The 18,960-nt window shown below is 44.5% G+C and carries 19 protein-coding genes and 1 other RNA gene; 12 read left to right on the forward strand and 8 right to left on the reverse strand.

Annotated features, from left to right (window positions below):
• Positions 1-52: 52 nt before the first annotated feature.
• From Q0394_RS05105 to Q0394_RS05130, 6 genes are all read right to left on the reverse strand, one after another.
• Positions 53-313, reverse strand: a complete 261-nt coding sequence (locus Q0394_RS05105) for a hypothetical protein (protein ID WP_298945832.1) — start codon at positions 311-313, stop codon at positions 53-55.
• 1 nt (position 314) lies between these two features.
• On the reverse strand, positions 315-506 hold the full coding sequence (locus Q0394_RS05110) for a helix-turn-helix domain-containing protein (protein WP_298945834.1): 192 nt from the start codon (positions 504-506) through the stop codon (positions 315-317).
• 131 nt (positions 507-637) lie between these two features.
• Positions 638-1,324 (reverse strand): hypothetical protein, encoded by a 687-nt coding sequence (locus tag Q0394_RS05115; protein WP_298945836.1) that lies wholly within the window; start codon positions 1,322-1,324, stop codon positions 638-640.
• A 2-nt stretch (positions 1,325-1,326) separates the two neighbouring features.
• Positions 1,327-2,541 carry a site-specific integrase gene (locus tag Q0394_RS05120; protein ID WP_298945838.1) on the reverse strand — a complete coding sequence of 405 codons (1,215 nt, stop codon included), beginning with the start codon at positions 2,539-2,541 and terminating at the stop codon, positions 1,327-1,329.
• Between the two features lie 301 nt (positions 2,542-2,842).
• Positions 2,843-3,200, reverse strand: a transfer-messenger RNA (tmRNA) gene (gene ssrA, locus Q0394_RS05125).
• A gap of 66 nt (positions 3,201-3,266) precedes the next feature.
• Positions 3,267-3,674, reverse strand: coding sequence for an Hpt domain-containing protein (locus Q0394_RS05130; protein ID WP_298945840.1), 408 nt, complete (start codon positions 3,672-3,674; stop codon positions 3,267-3,269).
• 84 nt (positions 3,675-3,758) lie between these two features.
• Between Q0394_RS05130 and panB the strand changes: the two genes are divergently transcribed.
• The 5 genes from panB to Q0394_RS05155 all read left to right on the forward strand — a co-directional run bounded on the left by panB (position 3,759) and on the right by Q0394_RS05155 (position 9,890).
• Positions 3,759-4,562, forward strand: coding sequence for a 3-methyl-2-oxobutanoate hydroxymethyltransferase (gene panB, locus Q0394_RS05135; protein ID WP_298945842.1), 804 nt, complete (start codon positions 3,759-3,761; stop codon positions 4,560-4,562).
• Between the two features lie 317 nt (positions 4,563-4,879).
• Positions 4,880-5,767, forward strand: coding sequence for a tetratricopeptide repeat protein (locus Q0394_RS05140; RefSeq protein ID WP_298945844.1), 888 nt, complete (start codon positions 4,880-4,882; stop codon positions 5,765-5,767).
• Positions 5,768-6,077: 310 nt separating this feature from the next.
• Positions 6,078-7,097, forward strand: a complete 1,020-nt coding sequence (gene ruvB / locus Q0394_RS05145) for a Holliday junction branch migration DNA helicase RuvB (RefSeq protein ID WP_298945847.1) — start codon at positions 6,078-6,080, stop codon at positions 7,095-7,097.
• 263 nt (positions 7,098-7,360) lie between these two features.
• The gene (locus Q0394_RS05150) at positions 7,361-8,404 is read left to right on the forward strand and encodes an AI-2E family transporter (protein WP_298945850.1); all 1,044 of its coding nucleotides are present in this window, start codon (positions 7,361-7,363) and stop codon (positions 8,402-8,404) included.
• 151 nt (positions 8,405-8,555) lie between these two features.
• Positions 8,556-9,890 carry an OprD family outer membrane porin gene (locus Q0394_RS05155; RefSeq protein WP_298945852.1) on the forward strand — a complete coding sequence of 445 codons (1,335 nt, stop codon included), beginning with the start codon at positions 8,556-8,558 and terminating at the stop codon, positions 9,888-9,890.
• Between the two features lie 322 nt (positions 9,891-10,212).
• Here Q0394_RS05155 and Q0394_RS05160 read toward each other — a convergent pair whose 3' ends face one another.
• Together Q0394_RS05160 and Q0394_RS05165 are read right to left on the reverse strand one after the other, a co-directional pair.
• Positions 10,213-10,968, reverse strand: a complete 756-nt coding sequence (locus Q0394_RS05160) for a hypothetical protein (protein WP_298945854.1) — start codon at positions 10,966-10,968, stop codon at positions 10,213-10,215.
• Between the two features lie 125 nt (positions 10,969-11,093).
• Positions 11,094-11,603: a ClbS/DfsB family four-helix bundle protein gene (locus Q0394_RS05165; protein ID WP_298945856.1), complete on the reverse strand. Its 510-nt coding sequence runs from the start codon at positions 11,601-11,603 to the stop codon at positions 11,094-11,096.
• A 608-nt stretch (positions 11,604-12,211) separates the two neighbouring features.
• Between Q0394_RS05165 and napA the strand changes: the two genes are divergently transcribed.
• Genes napA through Q0394_RS05200 form a run of 7 tightly spaced genes read left to right on the forward strand, consistent with a single transcriptional unit; the run spans position 12,212 to position 18,937 of the window.
• Positions 12,212-14,998, forward strand: a complete 2,787-nt coding sequence (gene napA, locus Q0394_RS05170) for a nitrate reductase catalytic subunit NapA (RefSeq protein WP_298945858.1) — start codon at positions 12,212-12,214, stop codon at positions 14,996-14,998.
• 2 nt (positions 14,999-15,000) lie between these two features.
• Positions 15,001-15,765 carry a ferredoxin-type protein NapG gene (gene napG / locus Q0394_RS05175; RefSeq protein ID WP_002949659.1) on the forward strand — a complete coding sequence of 255 codons (765 nt, stop codon included), beginning with the start codon at positions 15,001-15,003 and terminating at the stop codon, positions 15,763-15,765.
• A complete protein-coding gene (gene napH, locus Q0394_RS05180) occupies positions 15,762-16,562 on the forward strand; it encodes a quinol dehydrogenase ferredoxin subunit NapH (protein WP_298945860.1) in 801 nt (266 codons plus the stop codon). The genes napG and napH overlap by 4 nt, the downstream gene beginning before the upstream one ends.
• Positions 16,559-17,158: a nitrate reductase cytochrome c-type subunit gene (locus Q0394_RS05185; RefSeq protein ID WP_298945861.1), complete on the forward strand. Its 600-nt coding sequence runs from the start codon at positions 16,559-16,561 to the stop codon at positions 17,156-17,158. The genes napH and Q0394_RS05185 overlap by 4 nt, the downstream gene beginning before the upstream one ends.
• Positions 17,155-17,625: a 4Fe-4S ferredoxin gene (locus Q0394_RS05190; protein ID WP_298945863.1), complete on the forward strand. Its 471-nt coding sequence runs from the start codon at positions 17,155-17,157 to the stop codon at positions 17,623-17,625. Before Q0394_RS05185 ends, Q0394_RS05190 begins: the two co-directional genes overlap by 4 nt.
• The gene (locus Q0394_RS05195; protein ID WP_298945866.1) at positions 17,622-18,593 is read left to right on the forward strand and encodes a nitrate reductase; all 972 of its coding nucleotides are present in this window, start codon (positions 17,622-17,624) and stop codon (positions 18,591-18,593) included. The genes Q0394_RS05190 and Q0394_RS05195 overlap by 4 nt, the downstream gene beginning before the upstream one ends.
• On the forward strand, positions 18,590-18,937 hold the full coding sequence (locus Q0394_RS05200; RefSeq protein ID WP_298945868.1) for a chaperone NapD: 348 nt from the start codon (positions 18,590-18,592) through the stop codon (positions 18,935-18,937). Before Q0394_RS05195 ends, Q0394_RS05200 begins: the two co-directional genes overlap by 4 nt.
• Positions 18,938-18,960 lie beyond the last annotated feature (23 nt).

Raw genomic sequence — 18,960 nt, forward strand, 5'->3', positions numbered from 1 at the left:
CATAACCTCATCGCCTGCGCTAAAGCAAAGTTTGCTAGGCGTAAATACTAGCTTACTCATTGTTCGCGCTCCTTTGAAAAAATCGCTCTCTTAACCGTTGATTTTCGGTGTGGAGTGCTTGGAGTTGGTTACGCTGTTCGTCCAGGACTTGAAATAAATTAAAGGCTACTACGAGCCCTTGATTTAATCCCTCTTTGTAGTCGCTAGGCTCGCCGCTTGTCGCAGATTTTAAGACGTCCGGATAAACTTCGCCCAGCATTCGCGCGAAGTCTGAATAAAGCCCTTTTTCGGTTTCATTTTCAAAGGCTTTCATATTACGCGCTCCTATCTTGCAAATACGCGTCTAGCTCGCTTTTTAAAAAGCGGATAGTGCGCTCGGTTAGGCGTTTAGGCTTTGGGAAATCGTCGCGCTTCATAAACCGCCATAACGTAGCGGTCGAAATGCCTAAATACTGCGCCGTCTCTTTTGGGCTTAGCGTGGCGTTCTTTGTGGTTAATAGGTTCATAATAAAAACTCCTTACGAGTGATATTATTTATCCGCGTGCGCACTTGAATAAATATGAGTGGAATTATGTCGCAGGAATTTGAATTTGTTATTGCAGTTTTTAAAGCCAACTATTTTAAAAACTGCAAATTTTATTTTTGGTTTAAAAAACTATCTACTGAATTTTTGAGGGCTGGTAAAAAATATTTTTTAATAGATGTTTTTGCTAAGCAGTATTTTTCGCAAAAATTAAATAAGTTTAATTGATAATATTTTGTGATCATATTTATGTCTTGGTGCTCTATCATAACTTTTGATGAGGCAATGCTTCTATCAAGCTGAATTTGTATTAAAGAACTGACAAGTTCAAGTTCGTGTGTCAAACAATCTATGTTAAGTTTATTATACTTTTCTGTAAATTTTTGTGTATTGTCTATTTGGAAAAATAAGGATATTCTCTCGTCTTTTAAATATTCTATCAAATCAAGAATTTGTTTTTGTCTATTGGATAATTCTTTTATTTCATCTTTTAACATATTTCTAAAATTTGTTTTTGCATCAAAATAGCCATCAAGGAAACTTTCAATTATTCTCCTTATTTCGTAAAGTGCTTCATAATGCTTTTCTTGTGGTATTTTGTTTAAAAAAGTTGTTAATTCGCAATATTTACTATTATTAATAAAAATATCTGTTATCTCTGATATGTAGCCTACTTTTGTAAGTCTTGGAAAACTATCAATGCCTAGCCTTGATGTATCTAATGTTACTCGCTCTCCAATTTTATGGTCTTCTATTTTCTCGGATTCTAAAAGATGAAACAATTTAATGTTAAAATCCAACTTTACCCTTTCACTTCGTCCAAATAATCGCTCCACCATTGCATAAGCTCGGCGCGCTCCTCTAGTCTTTGGCTTCTGTCGTAGATTGATTTTATTTTATTGCGCTCTCTGTGGTCTAGGCAAAGCTCTATTATTTCCGCGTCTTTGCCGTGTCGTTTGATATTTTCGTTTAGTAGCGTCGAGGCGGTCGCCCTTAGTCCGTGAAATACCGTTTCATCGCCGAAGCCTAGCCTTTTAAGCGCGTAGTTAAGCGTGTTCTCGCTTAGCGGTTTTAGGCTCGTTACGTCGCTAGGAAATACAAACTCGCCCCGCCTTATCTCGTATTGAGCCTTTAAAAGCTCTTTTACCTGCCTGCTGATCGGCACGGCGAAGTCTGCGCCCATTTTCATATCGCTAGCGGGGAATACGATGAGGTTTTTATTAAAGCTCACGTATTGCCATTTTAGCCCTCTGACGTTCGCGCTGCGTAAAAAGGTATGCGCGCCGAATACTAACGCCTGCTTAGTGCTGTTTGAGCCTTTAAAGCCGTCAAACGCCCTTAAAAGTTCGCCTAGTCTTTTGGGGTCGGTTATTGCTCTAAAGTTCTCGCATTTTGAGGTTTTAAAGGTATCGGCAAAAATAATATCCCTCGTCGGGTTATGTTCGATGTAGCCTTTATTGACGGCTAGGTCTAAAATCTTACGAAGTAGCCTAAACGTGCGCTTGCTCGTGTCGTGGCTTATGCCTTTTTTGGTCTCGGCTTCTTGTATGCGCTCTATCGTCTGCGCGTAATCCCTGCGCGCTAGCGTGCGAATATCGCCGTTTTTGAGATAGGGCATAAGGTAGTTGTTTATCCGCCCCGCCTCTCTGCTGAGCGATGAGGTATTTTTAGCCTGCTCTTTTTCTATCCATTCGCGCGCCGCGTCCTCAAATTTAACCGCCTTTTGAGCTATCACGGCTTTTTTGATGTCCTCGCCTCGCTCTTTTAGCCTTTTTAGCTCGGTCGCTTTGGCTCTTGCTTCGGCTAGCGTGATACTAGGATATTTGCCTATGATGATTTGATTGGTTTTGCGCTCCTCGTCGGCGTATCTAAAAATAAAGGTTTTGCTTATGCCGTTTTTGGTCTGCGTAGCATAAACGTAGAGGTATGGAGTAGAAATATCTTTTATCCACTCTCTAGCCTTGCCGTCTTTGAGCGTATAGTTTTTTAGTTGGCTATCTTTCGTAAACGTCGCCATTTTCTCGCCTTTATGTATGTGCGTAAGTGTGCTTTTGGGTATGTTATTTTAATTTGCTTATTTTTGGACACACTCAAAATCTAGTTTTTGCGCTTATGATTTTGTGCAAAGCCCGTTCTTGTCGGTTATCCTATTTTTGAGTGTGTAAAAATCTCGGTTTTTAGTCGCCCACACTCAAAAACACACTTATTTTCTTGAAAATGTATGATATTGTATGAAATCTTATGAAATGCTAAAAGCGGTTTAAAGCTCGTATTTTAGGGGCTTTTGAAAGCTTTTGAAATCTCGTGAAAATGACACTTGGTGGAAGCGAGGGGGATCGAACCCCTGTCCAAAAACAAACCGATTACGGCCTCTACACGCTTAGCAAAAGTGAAAATTTCATCTAAAATGGCTCACTTTCCAAAACCTTATTTTAGACTAAGACAAGATTTCGGCTAGCAGCTCGTCAGGCTGCCAACCTACGCTAGCTGGGGTTACTCGCCGTTATCTTAGCTAGTATCGGACTAGGCGAGGCTCAACTGAACTTACGCAGCTTTAGCGTAAGCAGGAGCGTAGTTAACGTTGTTTGCGTTTAAATTTATTTGAGCTTTTTACGCTTTGCTCAAAGCGACGTGCCACCGTGACCGCTCTGCTCCTGTCGAAGCCAAGTCGCTCCCGTAAGAATAGGCTAAATTTAGCCTTGTTTTAAAGGTTGTGGATTATATTATTTTTTGTATTTTTTGTCAAACGTCTAGTTTTTGGGGGATTTTTACGATATTGGCGTCTAATGGACTGAAAAACTCGGCATCGTTTTCTATATCGTTTTTGTATCTGTTAAACTGGTCGCTCAATAAAAGCAGCCAGTCTACGAAGTCATCGTTTGCGGGTCCTTGTAGATCCCTTGCTTCGCCGCAAATTTCCTCGGCTAAAGTAGTTAATTTTAATATAGGATCAAGCTTCATAAAGCCTGCAGCAGACTTAATATTATGAAAAATTCTAAAAAGCTCGCCGATATAGCCACTATACCTATCCGGCCTGGTGAGCCCTATGATGAGCGGTTCCATCAAATCGCACATCAAGGAGTAATGCGACAAAAACTCCTCCACGATGTCGTAAGAGTAGTCTATCTCGAGGCTTCTTAGTATTCCCATTTATTTTCCTTAAAACTATTATCGTGATTGTAACATTTTTTTGATAAAATTAAAAATAAAATAGCTAAATTTAAGGAGGAATTTATGTTAAAAAATGATAAAAAAGTTACAATTTATGATATAATTAACAAAAAGGGTGTTGAGCCCATCGTTATGATCACGGCTTACGACGCTCTTTTTGCGCGGCTTTTTGACGATTACGTCGACATTATCTTAGTGGGCGACAGTCTAAATATGAGCTTTAACGGCAAAAAAGACACCCTTAGCTTAAAAATGAATGACGCGCTTTATCACGTTAAGGCTGTTTTGCAGGGCGCAAAGCATGCTTTTGTCGTTGCTGATATGCCTTTTGGCAGCTATTTTAGCGAAAAAGACGCGCTAAAAAATGCGGCCAAATTTATCAAAGCCGGCGCAGACGCAGTCAAATTTGAAGGCGGTCTAAAAGCCGCTCCTATCGTAAAAAGGTTAGTGGGCGAGGGTATAAACGTGATGGCCCACATCGGACTCATGCCTCAGTTTGTGCGAAAAGAGGGCGGCTATAAGATAAAAGGACGCAGCGAGGCTGACGAAGCACGCTTGATCGAGGAGGCAAAAGCTCTCGAGCGTGCTGGAGCGTTCTCGGCCGTGGTCGAGGGCACGCTAAGCCCGGTTGCGGCAAAGGTCGCAAAAAGCGTGCAGATGCCTATCATCGGTATCGGCGCGGGTGCCGACGTAGACGGACAGGTGCTCGTGTGGAGCGATATGCTCGGATTTTTCGACGAGTTTAAGCCTAAATTCGTCAAGCGCTATCTTGACGGCGCAAATTTGGTACGAACGACGGTTGAAGCCTATGCTCGTGAGGTTAGAGAAAAGACCTTCCCGAGCAAGGAGTTCGAGTATAAAATTTAGCTTGTTTTGAGTAGGTCTAGCTAGCAGGCTAAATTTGGTTGCTTGGTAAACGGCGTCAAATTTAGACTTTTGGTGTTAAATTTGAGAGCTTGTCTTTTGTCGTCGTTTGTTAAATTTGGCGTGTAAATTTACGATGCAGCTCGAAAGCGCAAAATTCAGGCAGGTAAATTTTTGCTGCAATCTAGATCAAATTTGACTAGCTAAATTTGTGGCACAAATTTAAACCTCAATGCCAAGGACTGATTTTGCAAATCGCGTTACGAGCAGTGCGCTTAAATTTAGTTATCAAAGTCTAGACATCAAACGAGGAGTAAATTTTGAAAATCTTATTTATTTTAGCGGCATTTCTTGGCTCGCTAATAGCCTCAAATCCGAATTTTGGACTAGGTATCGATAGCCTGGGCGAACAAAATGGGCAAACGCAGAACGAGAAGCGATTTTCTAAGCGCGAGGAGGCCGCGAGACAGGCTATCGAAAATGCCGACTATGACGCTGCTTTTAAGATTTTATCGCCGCTTTGCGAGGAGGGCGACGCGATGAGCTGCGCGGCGCTGGGTAGTATGCACTTTAGCGGGCTTGGAGCCCAGAAAAGCAACGAAAAAGCCGAGTTTTTCTTTGAAAAATCGTGCGAGCTGGGAAACGGCACGGGCTGCTTTGACCTCGCGCTTTTAAACGTCAAGGAAATTTTCGGCGCTAAAGACGAAAATAAAATATTTCGCCTCTATAAAAAAGGCTGCGAGCTAGGCTCTGAAGCGGCTTGTAATAACCTAGGCCTCATCTACGAATCGCAAAACGATCTCAAAAAGTCCGTAAATTTATACGCCAAAGCGTGCAGGAAATTTGACGGCGCGGGCTGCTACAACTACGGCAGGATGATGCATGAGGGGCTGGGCGCGGAGCGCGATCTAGCAAGCGCGCACAAGGCCTTTGATACTTCGTGCTACATGAAAAACGCGCTTGGCTGCTATGCTCTGGGCTACGTTTACGAGCACGCGCAGGGCGTGGAGTTTGCGGTTTATGACGCGTACGACGGCTATTCGCGCGCTTGCAAGCTCGGCAACGACGACGGCTGCAGGGCTCTGGGCTTTGAAAACTACGAGAAAAATATCGAAATTTACGAAAAATTCGAATCTATCGCGGAGGGGTGCAAATTTGGTAACGATATCGATTGCAAGCTTTTAAAAACGAGGATAGCGGAGTTTTAAGCTCGGGCTGATTTTTTCGTCAAATTTAAGCTGATTTTTGAAATTTATCCGCTTCTGCCAGGCGGATAAATTTAATAAATTTCAGGCTTGCATGCAAGGTAAAATTTGCTTTTTATGATTTTTAAACCCTAGCCTTTGCGGCGTTAAATTTGGCGCCGTAATCTTAAACTCGCCGTTTTTACTCAAATTTAATCACCTTTTCTTTCAAATTTACCGCCGAATGCCAAGTCAAATTTGAACAAAGCCCAAAGCCAAAACTTACCCAAAATTTTGTAAAATGCGGCAAATTTACGAAAAATAGAGCCGAAAGATGGATAGAATAGTCGAAATAGAAAAAATAAGCTTCGAAAACGATTTTGAGGTGTCGCTGCGTCCCACGCGCTTTGAAGACTACATCGGGCAAGAAAAGATCAAGCAAAATTTAGGCGTCTTTATAAAGGCTGCTAAAAAGCGCGGCGAGTGCCTAGACCACGTGCTTTTCTACGGGCCTCCGGGCCTTGGCAAGACGACGCTGGCGCACATCATCGCAAACGAAATGGGCGTTAGCATCAAGATGACGGCTGCGCCCATGATAGAAAAAAGCGGCGATCTGGCGGCGGTACTGACAAATTTGCAAGAGGGCGACGTGCTATTTATCGACGAGATACATCGCCTAAGCCCCGCGATCGAGGAGGTGCTGTATCCTGCGATGGAGGACTTTCGCCTAGATATCATCATTGGCTCGGGACCTGCGGCGCAGACGATCAAAATCGACCTGCCTAAATTTACGCTCATCGGCGCTACGACGCGCGCGGGCATGATTTCAGCACCCCTGCGAGATAGATTCGGCATGGATTTTAGGTTGCAGTTTTATACCAGAGAGGAGCTGGCTCGTATCGTGCAGATCGCCTCGATAAAGCTCGGCAAAGAGTGCGAAAAAGCCGCCGCTCTCGAGGTCGCCGCTCGCTCGCGCGCCACGCCTAGGATCGCGCTACGGCTACTAAAACGCATACGCGACTTTGCCGAGGTAAACGACGAAGCCGTCATCTCGCAACCTCGCGCCAAAGAGGCTCTAGACGCGCTTGGCGTAAACGACATTGGCTTTGACGAGATGGATATCAAGTATCTAGAAATCCTGCTCGCCGCCAAACGCCGCCCGATGGGCCTAAGCACGATCGCAGCGGCTCTAAGCGAGGACGAGGGCACGGTCGAGGACGTGATCGAGCCCTATCTGCTCGCTAACGGCTACATCGAGCGTACGGCAAAAGGCAGGCTCGCAAGCGCCAAAGCCTACGAGGTGTTCAAGCTCAAATTTGACGGGGATACGCAAAAGGGGCTGTTTGAGGAGTGAGGTGGATTCGGCTTTTTTAAGTCGGTCGCCTTTTGCTAAATTTTATCCAAGCAAAATTTGAGCTTTTAAATTTGCTGCCATCTGGTTAGTCAGCCGTCAAATTTGACCGCATTCGTTATATGCTCGATTTAAAAGTACACAGGAATTTAACACGCTCAAATTTCTCGTCAAATTTATCAGCCGCCATAAGACTACCGTGCCCAAGCGCCGCCCGTCCGCAAAACCCCGCAAAATCTGATATAATAAGCCCCCAAAGGATAAAAATGAAAAACAACCGCATATTTTTCGGGCTTTTGATGCTGTGCGCGTTAGGACTGGTGGGCTATCTTTTTAAACCGTTTTTGCTAAACATCTTTATCGCCGCCTTGCTCGCGGTCGCCACCTCAAACGTCAACGTCAAATTTTTGCAGCTAACCAAGGGCAAAAAGACGCTCTCGGCCGCGCTTACCACGCTTGCGCTGTTTTCGCTATTTATCGCGCCGCTTTTATACGCCGTGATCGAGCTGGCTAAACACGCGGCAAGCTTTAACACCGGCTACGTAACAAACACGCTAGATTATTTTCAAAGCGGCAAATTTCAGCTACCAGAACCGATCAAATTTCTAGAACCAAAAATCAAAGAGATAGTCGCCGATATCGACGTCAAGGCCATCTCGGCAAATCTCATCGCAAATTTAGCCGGTATCGGAAAATCAAGCGTAAATTTTCTAGTAGACGTGATTTTTATCCTCGTATTTTTCTTTTTCGCCCTACTTTACGGCAGCGAGCTTGTTGGCTACCTAAAAAACGCGCTTCCGATGAAGGAGAGCGAGAGCGAGTTTATCCTCAGCGAAGTGGCCAACGTCATGAGCGTCGTGCTTTACTCTATCGTGATAAACGCGATTTTGCAGGGTTGCCTCTTTGCTATCATCACGATCTCCTACGGCTACAACGGCTTTTTGATGGGCATACTCTTTGCCTTTACCTCACTAGTGCCGGTCGTGGGCGGCTTGCTGGCGTGGGGGCCGATTAGCCTTTACGAGTTTGCTAACGGCAACACCGCGGCCGCTATCGTCATCGCCGTCTATACCATCGTCGTGATCTCCATCGTCGCAGATACGTTTTTAAAGCCTATCGTGATTAAATTTATCAACGATAGGCTCGTAAAAATCCCTACTAAAATAAACGAACTGCTACTATTTTTCTCGATGATTGCGGGCATAACGACCTTTGGCTTTTGGGGGCTTATTTTGGGGCCTGCCATCGTGACGTTTTTTATATCGACGATCAAGCTTTATACATTGCTTAAAGAGCGCTCGGTCGTCTAGATTTGCCTAAATTTGGCGATATTTTTAGCAAATATCACAGATCTAACATGGATTTTATTATTTTCTGTGCTATAATCCTTAAGTAAAAAAATTAATGTTCCGCATTAAATTTGTGGAACGTAAATTTGCTAAATTTAACCAAGGAGTTTTTATGAAACTAGCAAAACTAAGTTTAGCCGCCGTTTTGGCACTTGGCTTTTTAGGCGCAGCAAACGCAGCCGATACCTTTGGGGAGGCGTTTACCAAAGGAAAACTAGCGGGCAAGATCCAAGCTACCTACGTCGATCAAAAAGACGAGCGCGCGCCGATACACGACGAGCAGCTGACGTCTATACAGCTTGAGCTTGGCTACGTGACCGATCCGTTTTACGGCTTTAGGCTCGGCGTTACGGGACAGGGCAACTTCTTGCCGTTTAACAGTATGAGAAAAAGCGGCACCTTATACGATAAAGAGTGGAGAACGCAAGGCGCGGTAATGTCTGAAGCGTATCTGGGCTACGGTATAGGGCGGACTGATATAAAATTTGGCCGTCAGTACGTAAATACTCCACTAGTAGCAGGCAACCCGACTCGCGCGTTTAAAGAGGCGTTTGAGGGTCTAACGATCGTAAATAAAGACATACCAAACACTACCTTGATCGGCGGCTGGTATTATAAATTTCAAGGCAGAAGTGCCGTCGTAACGGGCGGCAAAGAGGGACGCGCTCCGCACTTTAAAGATAGGGTAATCGTCGGCGGCATGGGGCCTGTGGCGTACGAGTTTGATAATATCTTTACCGGCGCAGTCATAAATCAAAGCATCCCGAATCTAAAACTAACCGGCGCATACGCTAGAGTGACCGACCTTAGGCGCGGCGCGCTGCAAGGCGACATCAACTTCTACCTAGCCGAGGCTAACTATAAAGTACCCGTCGGTGACTTTAAGCTCGGTTTTGACGCGATGTACAAAGGCTCTCGCACTACAAGAGGCCTGGAAGATCTAAACTACGACGGAAATATGATCGGCCTAAGGGCGGGGATTTATGATTTTGTGGGCTTTAGCGCCTCTTACGCCTATACGACCGTCGGCGACAACGACGCTTTGGCGTTTGGCCTAGGCAACGGCCCCGGCTCATACACGCTGCTTCCTATCCGCGGGCCTTTCGTGTTTACGGGCTATGCGGGTATGAATACGCATAAGCTTTTGTTTGAGTACGACTTTAAAGACGCGGGCGCCGAGGGCCTAAAAGCAAAACTACATCTAGTAAAAGGCAGGCAAGACGCCCCTCACCGTAACGCCGGTCCGACCGCGGCTAACACGCACATGAACGTCCAAGGCTGGGCGGCGCAGGCTAGCTACGATATGCCGTGGGTCAAGGGGCTAAGCGCAAGCGTCACCTACACGGCTCTTGAGAGAAAGAATTTTGATGCCAGAGGAGCCGTTAGAAAGACCGATAACAACGAGCTTTGGTTACAAGTCGGATATAAATTTAACCTTCTAAACTAGCTTTTAGCCACGCGGACGCAAATTTGACGCGTCCGCTACTTCTTTTTATATGATTTTTGCGTCTGGGGCGTAAATTTAGCCTCGCAAACCTGCATAAATTTGATTATTTTGAGCCAAATTTGCGCTTAAATTTAAAAGATAAAATCAAGAACCGTTAAATTTGATAAAACGATATTTGAAAAAATAGCGTGATTTTAAAGGCTGAAATTTGCCCGTAGCGTCTAAATTTGCTTTCGCGCTTTGTATGGGATCGGCCGAAAATAAAAGCAAATTTAAGCTTGCAAGAGCAAATCATTTGCCCTAGCAAGCTATAAACGAAACCTTATCTGTCGTAAAATTTACCGAGTACGCCACTGCCGATCTCCTTGCGTTCGCCGTCCTCTATCATCACGGCTTTGCGGTCGATATCGACGGTTTTATCGGTGTTGATGATAAATTTGAGCTCATACGAGCGCGAGTTTATCTGTTTTGGCATATCTCCGAAAAATATCGGCTTTGGCGGGCGTTGCGAGTCGAGTGCAGCCCATTGAAACTGGCTTACGAAGGTGCTAAATAAGAAGGCCTTGCCGTTTAGTTTGTATTTGTTTACGAGCTCGTCCGCGATCGCATCGTTATCGCAGTTTACGGGCGCGCTGAAGCTACTTTTCTTTGCTTTTTCTTCGTCGTATTTGCAGAATTTATTCGCTAGCGCCAACATCTCCTCTTTGTTTGCGTCGCTGCTACCCTCGGTCTTTAGTTCGTTGTAGTTGTTTATTATCCGCTCTAGCGTCTTTTCTAGGCTTTTTTGCGCGTCGTCTTTGGCTTTTTGTACGGCCTCTTCATAGCGAGCGTTTTGTCTGTCAAATTCCGCCTTGAGTACGTCGCTACTAACCTCGCAAGTTACTTTTACCAGCTTTAGATCGTTTCCGCTGACGTCTTCCCATTTTACGTTTTGGCAGCCTTTGTAGCCGTCGACAGCGGCGCCTATCGTCATTGATTTTTTAAACGGTAGCGTGTAGTTTTTGACGATATCGATGTTGTTATCGCCGCATCCGGTTAACGCCAAAACGGCGGCTATGAGAGAAAATTTTACTTTCATTCGTTCTCCTAAAAATTTAAAAGCCTAAATCTAGCTAAATTTAGCTTAATGTTAAGACGCATTTAAGGCGATGAGCGACCGAATTTGCCTGCCTAAATTTGACTAGTAAGGCGGCAGATCACAAGCTAGTTTTTTAGGCCTCTTTTGTGCTTTCTTATCTTTTTTATCGCCCAGTCGTAGTGTGATGAGGTGCTGCTGGTAATGTAGGCGGCGAGGTTTAGATTGCCCGTGAAGTTAAAATATCCGCGCGCAAAAAGCTCCTCGTCGCTAAAATTTGCCGTAAGCTGCATTGCTTTTTCGTGAGTTTGTGCTAACAGGGTTTTAGCCTCGCAAAGCGGCGTATCTTGGTGGTTGCGCCAAATTTGCACGTTCATCTGTGGGTAGGTTTTCCAGTTATACGGCTCGGGTAAAAACGCAGTCCGCTCACCGCTTAGGTTCTTTTGGATAAAATTTATCAAAAGCAAATGCCACTCGTAAAGGTGCGCGAGCACGTCTCGGACGCATTTGTTCCTATCCTCGAAGTCAAATTTGGCCTCTTGCTCTGCCTCATTCATGCTTTTAACTAGCGACAAAAGTTTTTTAAAATTTGTCTCTGAAGCGCTTAGTAAGTCTATTTTATTTGTAGGTCGCGGCATTTTTTATCCTTGGCTAAATTTGATCAAATTTTACAGCTCGTTTTTAAAATTGCACTTTAAAGATACGGGTATTACCAAAAGCTACAAAATATAAAAGGTAAAATTTAATTTATATTTGTATTTTAAAAATTAAAAATAAAACTTAAATATATAGCTCAAATTTGATCAAATTTCAAATTTGTGAGTTTTACGGTCTTGAGTTTTAATCAATTTTATACCTATGATAATTTAGCCTAAAATTAGCGCTTTTAAAAGGTTAAATTTAAAAATAGACCACTGTTTTTATACTTGATATATAGCTTTATATTTACAATGAAAAAATGTTACTATTTTACACGTTAAATTTATATTTTATAAATAGTTTCTGAAATATTATGGGTTTTGTTATCAAAAAGAATATCAAATTTACTAAATATAAAAAAATATATTTATTCGTAATTTTAAGCTTTACCCTTAAAACAGGCAAAATAAAGATAATTTTGATCTTAATTTGAATGCCAAATATTGCTAAAGAATTAATTGTTTTTAGTCAACTTAAATTTAGGTTGTAACGGTTAATATCCGCCTGATTTTTAAGAACTATCTTAAAAAATAAACGAGGAGATAAAATGGATCGACGAGATTTTATAAAAAGCGCCGCCGCTTCGGCTGCTTGCGCGAGTGCCGGTATAGCGCTGCCTAGCTCTATGGCAGCTGCGCAAAACGCAGCTGAAAAGGGCTGGCGCTGGGATAAGGCTGCATGTAGGTTCTGTGGAACTGGCTGCGGCGTAATGATCGCAACCAAAGAGGGCAAAATCGTAGCAGTGAAGGGCGACCCTGAAGCACCAGTAAACCGTGGCCTAAACTGCATCAAAGGCTACTTTAACGCCAAGATCATGTACGGCGCAGACCGCATCACTCAGCCGCTTTTGCGCGTGAACGAAAAGGGCGAATTTGATAAAAAAGGCAAATTTAAGCCTATTAGCTGGGAAAAAGCCTTTGACATCATGGCGGAAAAATATAAAGAGACCATGAAGAAAAACGGCGTGCATTCAGCCTGCGTTTTCGGCTCGGGTCAATACACTATTTTAGAGGGTTATGTAGCCGTCAAACTATGGAAAGCGGGTATTAGAAGCAACTCTATTGACCCGAATGCTCGCCACTGTATGGCGTCCGCGGTCGTCGGATTTATGCAGACTTTCGGTATCGACGAGCCTGCGGGCTGCTACGACGACATAGAGCTAACCGATACTATCGTGGCTTGGGGCGCTAATATGGCCGAGATGCACCCGATACTTTGGGCACGCGTAAGCGATAAAAAGCTAAGCAATCCCGAGCGCGTAAAGGTCGTAAATTTAAGTACGTATTCGACTAGAACGTCAAATATCGCCGATACGGAGATTATCTTTGCTCCGTCAAGCGACGTAGCTATCTGGAACTACATCGCTCACGAGATCGTTTATAATCATCCTGAAGCCATTGATTGGGACTACGTAAATAGCCACTGCGTATTTGCGACGGGACCTGCCGATATCGGCTATGGGCTTAGAAATAATCCAAATCATCCTAACTACAATACCGAAAAAGACGTCATCGAGACCGAACTTAAAAAGACTTTAAGCAAAAACGAAGGCGTGACTCTGGGCTATCTAGGCTATAAAGAGGGCGACGTGATGGAAAATAAAAATACGGCTACCGCGGGCAAACACTGGCAAATCACGTTTGAGGAATTTAAAGAAGCTCTTAAACCTTATACGCTTGACTTCTCCGCTCCGCTAATAAAAGGCGATCCGAACGAGGATTTGGAAGAATTTAAGAAAAAACTAAAGCAACTAGCCGACTGGTACATCGAAAAAGGTAGAAAAGTAGTTAGCTTTTGGACGATGGGCTTTAACCAGCACCAACGCGGCACTTGGGTAAACGAGCAAGCTTATATGGTGCATATGCTACTTGGTAAACAAGCAAAACCGGGCGAGGGTGCTTTCTCTCTAACTGGACAACCAAGCGCATGCGGAACGGCACGCGAGGTCGGTACTTTCGTTCACCGCTTGCCTGCGGATATGGTCGTAGATAACGCCGAACACCGCGAAATAAGCGAGAAAATTTGGAAACTTCCTAAAAACACGCTAAATCCGAAAGTCGCCTCCCACTACGTAAAAATGATGCGCGATATGGAAGACGGAAAGATGAAATGGGCGTGGGTGCAGGTAAATAACCCGTGGCAAAATACCGCAAACGCAAACCACTGGATAAAAGCCGCTCGCGAGATGGATAACTTTATCATCGTCTCAGACCCGTATCCGGGCATCTCGGCTAAGGTTGCCGATCTAATCTTGCCTACTGCGATGATTTACGAAAAATGGGGTGCGTACGGTAATGCCGAGCGCCGAACGCAGCACTGGCGTCAGCAAGTCCTTCCGGTAGGCGAAGCGATGAGCGACACGTGGCAAATGCTGGAATTTGCCAAGCGCTTTAAGCTAAAAGAGGTCTGGGGCGAACAAAAAGTGGACGATAAGCTAACGCTCCCAAGCGTGCTAGACGAGGCAAAAGCCATGGGTTATAGCGAAGAAGATACGCTATTTGACGTGCTTTTTGCAAACGAAGAGGCTAAGAGCTATCCTGCAAAAGACGCGATAATGGAAGATTTTGATAACTCTGAAGTTTTTGGCGACAGCAGAAAAGTAGTCGGCTCAGACGGCAAGGTATTTGAGGGTTACGGATTTTTCATCCAAAAATATCTTTGGGAAGACTACCGCAAATTTGGCTCAGGTCATGGACACGATCTGGCGGACTTTGATACCTATCACAAAGTGCGCGGACTAAGGTGGCCCGTCGTAGACGGTAAAGAAACTCAGTGGAGATTTAACGCCAAATACGATCCGTACGCGAAGAAATTTGCCGAAGACGGCAAGCAGTTTGCATTCTACGGCAATAAAAAAGCCAAGTTGCAAAAAGGTGATTTGACCAAAGTAACTAGCGGAGACGAGAAATTTTCTATCGCTAATAAAGCCAAAATTTTCTTCCGTCCTTATATGGATCCTTGCGAGATGCCCGACGATACCTATCCGCTATGGCTATGCACGGGCCGCGTGTTAGAACACTGGCACTCAGGCACTATGACGATGCGCGTTCCTGAGCTTTACCGCGCCGTACCTGAAGCGCTTTGCTACATGCACGAGGGCGATGCGCAAAAGCTAAATTTACAGCATAACGACGTCGTTTGGATCGAGTCTCGCCGCGGTAAGGTAAAAGCAAGAATCGATCTGCGCGGACGAAACAAACCGCCTATGGGTCTTATTTATGTACCGTGGTTTGATGAAAACGTATTTATAAATAAAGTCACTCTTGACGCGACTTGTCCGCTATCAAAAGAGACCGACTATAAAAAATGCGCGGTTAAAATTTACAAGGCTTAATAATGCAAAATAGAAGAGAGGCTTTAAAATTTGGGTTAAAAGCGATTAGTTTGGTTCTCGCAGGCGGCTTTATCTGGAGTACACAAACGACGGCTAAAGCCCAAACTCTACTCATCAGGCCGCCGGGTGCTTTGAAGGAGAAAAATTTCCTTAGCGAGTGCATACGCTGCGGGCTTTGCGTAGAAGCCTGTCCTTGGGATACGCTTAAGCTTGCGGATTTAGACGACGGATTGCCTTACGGCACTCCGTTTTTTACCCCGCGAAATATCCCTTGTTATATGTGCCCGGATATCCCGTGCACGGTCGCCTGTCCGACCGGAGCCCTAGATACGAAGCTGGTGAGCGAGGATAACGGCAAGCTAAATATAAACAAAGCGCAGATGGGTATCGCGGTGCTGGATCCAAATTTCTGCATCGCTTACGAAGGGCTTCGCTGTGACGCTTGCTACCGCGCCTGTCCTTTGATAGATAAAGCGTTAAGGCTTGAATATGTCCGCAACGAACGCACGCAAAAGCACGCGTTTTTTAAACCGGTCGTGGACGCGGACTACTGCACGGGCTGCGGCATGTGCGAGCAAGTTTGCGTGACGCCAAAAGCTTCTATCTTCGTGCTTCCGCGCGAGATAGGACTTGGCTCTAGCAACGAACAGTACGTAAAAGGCTGGGTCGAGGGCGCTGATAAAAAACTAAAAGACGCTGAGCCAAAAGAGTTTAAAACCGACGAGAAAAAGCTAAACGACTATCTAAATAGCGGAGATTTGCTATGAAATATTTGATTTTAAGAAGGATAAGTCAAATTTTAATCCTAGGGCTGTTTTTTGCGAGCAACTACTACGGAGTTAAAATTTTACAGGGCAATCTCAGTTCGTCTTTGCTTTTCGGAGTCGTTCCTCTTAGCGATCCGTTTGCCGTTTTGCAGCTATATCTAGCTAGTTTTAGTATCGCTTCGGGCGCGCTTGTGGGAGCCGCTATCGTGTTTGCTTTTTATGCGATCGTCGCTCCGCGCGCTTTTTGCAGCTGGGTTTGCCCGGTAAATATCATCACCGAAACCGCTCGCTGGGTCAGAGTAAAGCTTGGTTACGATAAAGATAAAAAATTCGTAAATTTCACGCGAAGCGCGAGATATTACGTTTTAGGATTTACGCTTTTTATCTCGCTAGTCACTTCAGCTCCGGCGTTTGAGGGCGTTAGCTTTATCGGCATTATTCAGCGCGGCGTCATCTACGGCGGCACACTGTGGCTATTCGTGGCATTTGGCGTGTTTGCGGTAGACGCGTTTATCGGCGATAGATTAGTCTGCTCAAAGCTTTGCCCGCTGGGCGCTTTTTATGCGATAGCAGGCAAATTCGCCCTTATCAGAGTAAAGCACGACGCGGCTAGCTGTACTAACTGCATGAAGTGTAAGCTAATCTGCCCGGAAAACCAAGTGCTCGGCATTATCGGCAAGCAAAGCGGGTTTATAACATCGAGCGAGTGCATCAGCTGCGGACGCTGTATCGACGTCTGCGATGACGACGCGCTCAAATTTAACATTAGAAATTTACTAAAGGAGAAAAATCAATGAAGGCGAGAATTTTGGCGGGATTGGCGTGCGCCGTCCTAGTATTTTTGGGATATGCCGAAGCTAAAGAAGAACAAAAAATCTCTAGCTCCGTACAAACTCAAAAAGTAGAGCAAAAAAATAAATCAAAATTAGCCGATAGCAAAGAAGCTAAGGATCTAAACATTTTGCGTTCGGCTAACGACGTTATGGATGAAGAAGAGGTAAAGTTGGTCGATATAAACTGGACGAAACCTGCCGCGGGCGAAGCGCAAAGATACGAGCGTTCTTTTGAAAACGCACCGCCGATGATACCTCATGATTTAGAGGGTTTGATACCGATAACTGCGGATAATAATATGTGCGTTAGCTGCCATATGCCCGAAGTCGCAAAAGACGTGGGCGCGACTCCGATCCCTAAATCGCACCTTTATAGCATAAGGAACAAAAAAGACCTCGACGGTAAGCTTAGCGATGACCGCTTTAACTGCACTACGTGCCACGTACCGCAGGCGAACGTAGAAGCTAAGTTTAAAAATAACTTTAAGCCGGAGTACCGCGACGCTAACTCGTCTCAGCATTCCAATCTATTAGACGTACTAAACGAAGGCGTTAGGTGAGCGTATCTAGACGCGAGCTATTTACTAAATTTTTGGGCGGCAAAACCGCTCAAAAATTTATCCCGCCGCCTTATTTTTGCGGCAAATTTAACTGCGCTGATTGCGACGCGCCTTGCGTTAGCGCTTGCGATAGGGAGCTTTTAAGCTTTGAAAACGAAAGAATAAATTTTAAATTTAAGTCCTTGGGATGCAACTTTTGTAAAGAGTGCGCGCTTGCTTGCGAGGAGGCGGGACGAGAGGTTTTAAATTTAAAATTTGCAGCTAAAATCGAAGCTAAAATTTTTATCGACGTGCATAGTTGTCTTGCATGGAACGGTACGATTTGCTGTAGCTGTCAGGATGTTTGTAAATTTAGAGCGATCGATTTTTTAGGCGTTTTTCGCCCGAGCGTAAATCAAAAATGCACGGGCTGCGCGCAATGTATGGAAGTTTGCTTCGCGAATAGTATCAAAATGGAGGCGTTATGAGAAAATTTATTTTATTTTTTACGGCGATTTTTTGCTTAAATTTGACCGCAAATTTAGCGGCGGTACCGCTTGAGATCTCGCAACCTGATAAGATCATAAAAGCGGGCGCAAACGTGATAAGCTCAAATTTGATAGATGAAATTTTATATCTAGGTACGGACGGCAGCGAGCTTGATATCTACGACATAAAGGCGGATAAATTTTTAGAATCGATCAAATTTCGCACGGTCAAAACGCACTTTAGCGACGAAGAGCCTGCAAAAATTTTTAGCATCGACCGCCTGGGCGATATGCTATTGGTTTTAACCGAGATGGACTACAACGAGCGTTATTTGTACGTTTTTAAAAAAGAAAATGACGGCTGGAGCGAGGTTAGCAATATGCATCTAGCCAACAAATCCGCCAAAAAGGCCTTTTTCATAGATGAAAAAACGGCGGTTGTGTCGGACTTTGGTAATGAAATTTACTACATTGATCTAGAGAGCAAAAAAGCGGTCTTTAAACATAAATTTTCCATCGCGCTTTACGTTGATTTTGAGATCAATAAAACCCGTGACAAAATCGCTATCGGGGCCGAAAGCGGCGTGATTTATATCTATAATCTAAAAACTCGCCAAACCGAACAAACTCTAAATTTCTTTAAAGACAATATGTATGACATCGACTACAAAAATGACGTCGTAGCCGTGGGCTGCATCGACAAACAAGCAGGCGTTTTTAACGGCTCGATGAGCTATTTTAAGGCTGATTTTATCGTGTATGCGACGGGGCTTAGCGACGACGCCAAAACGCTAGCGTATATGAACGGAGAAGAGAGCGATATCCTGGTCTACGACATCGCAAGCAAAACAAAACTCGCGACCGTAAAAACCGGACAGCAAATTTTAAATGAAATTTACCTCTCCGATAGCGGCAGGCTAATCAGCGTTGCGTACGAAAAAGAGGTTAAATTTTGGAGCGTAAAATGAACATATCAAGTGTGATAGTATATACCAAAGACGGAAACGAAGCCGCCGAGGTAGCTAAAAGAATCGAGCAAGTAAAAGGCTGCGAGGTTATCGCCGCGCAAGAGGGCAAGATCGTAGTCGTGATGAGCGCGGAAAATTTAGACGGCGAGATAGAGCTCTTTAAGGCGCTAGAGGGCGTAGAGGGCGTCTCCGGAGCCGCGATGATATACAGCTATCAAGAGGATTTGCAACAAGATATCGAAAGCATTAAAAAAAGCGGCAAGATAAGCGAAATTTTACTTGACGAAAACATCGATGCCAAGGACATCGTATATAACGGTCACGTCGGCGATAGGGTAAAGTAAATTTTTACCCGTTAACTTTATCC

This window comes from uncultured Campylobacter sp., from assembly GCF_938039205.1.
Taxonomy (GTDB): domain Bacteria; phylum Campylobacterota; class Campylobacteria; order Campylobacterales; family Campylobacteraceae; genus Campylobacter_A.

What these genes read in the sequence shown, in the direction of transcription:
- Q0394_RS05105 (WP_298945832.1), bottom strand. Translation starts at nt 313, where the DNA reads ATGAAAGCCTTTGAAAATGAAACCGAAAAAGGGCTTTATTCAGACTTC.
- Q0394_RS05110 (WP_298945834.1), bottom strand. Translation starts at nt 506, where the DNA reads ATGAACCTATTAACCACAAAGAACGCCACGCTAAGCCCAAAAGAGACG.
- Q0394_RS05120 (WP_298945838.1), bottom strand. Translation starts at nt 2,541, where the DNA reads ATGGCGACGTTTACGAAAGATAGCCAACTAAAAAACTATACGCTCAAA.
- Q0394_RS05130 (WP_298945840.1), bottom strand. Translation starts at nt 3,674, where the DNA reads ATGGGAATACTAAGAAGCCTCGAGATAGACTACTCTTACGACATCGTG.
- panB (WP_298945842.1), top strand. Translation starts at nt 3,759, where the DNA reads ATGTTAAAAAATGATAAAAAAGTTACAATTTATGATATAATTAACAAA.
- ruvB (WP_298945847.1), top strand. Translation starts at nt 6,078, where the DNA reads ATGGATAGAATAGTCGAAATAGAAAAAATAAGCTTCGAAAACGATTTT.
- Q0394_RS05150 (WP_298945850.1), top strand. Translation starts at nt 7,361, where the DNA reads ATGAAAAACAACCGCATATTTTTCGGGCTTTTGATGCTGTGCGCGTTA.
- Q0394_RS05155 (WP_298945852.1), top strand. Translation starts at nt 8,556, where the DNA reads ATGAAACTAGCAAAACTAAGTTTAGCCGCCGTTTTGGCACTTGGCTTT.
- Q0394_RS05160 (WP_298945854.1), bottom strand. Translation starts at nt 10,968, where the DNA reads ATGAAAGTAAAATTTTCTCTCATAGCCGCCGTTTTGGCGTTAACCGGA.
- Q0394_RS05165 (WP_298945856.1), bottom strand. Translation starts at nt 11,603, where the DNA reads ATGCCGCGACCTACAAATAAAATAGACTTACTAAGCGCTTCAGAGACA.
- napA (WP_298945858.1), top strand. Translation starts at nt 12,212, where the DNA reads ATGGATCGACGAGATTTTATAAAAAGCGCCGCCGCTTCGGCTGCTTGC.
- napG (WP_002949659.1), top strand. Translation starts at nt 15,001, where the DNA reads ATGCAAAATAGAAGAGAGGCTTTAAAATTTGGGTTAAAAGCGATTAGT.
- napH (WP_298945860.1), top strand. Translation starts at nt 15,762, where the DNA reads ATGAAATATTTGATTTTAAGAAGGATAAGTCAAATTTTAATCCTAGGG.
- Q0394_RS05185 (WP_298945861.1), top strand. Translation starts at nt 16,559, where the DNA reads ATGAAGGCGAGAATTTTGGCGGGATTGGCGTGCGCCGTCCTAGTATTT.
- Q0394_RS05195 (WP_298945866.1), top strand. Translation starts at nt 17,622, where the DNA reads ATGAGAAAATTTATTTTATTTTTTACGGCGATTTTTTGCTTAAATTTG.
- Q0394_RS05200 (WP_298945868.1), top strand. Translation starts at nt 18,590, where the DNA reads ATGAACATATCAAGTGTGATAGTATATACCAAAGACGGAAACGAAGCC.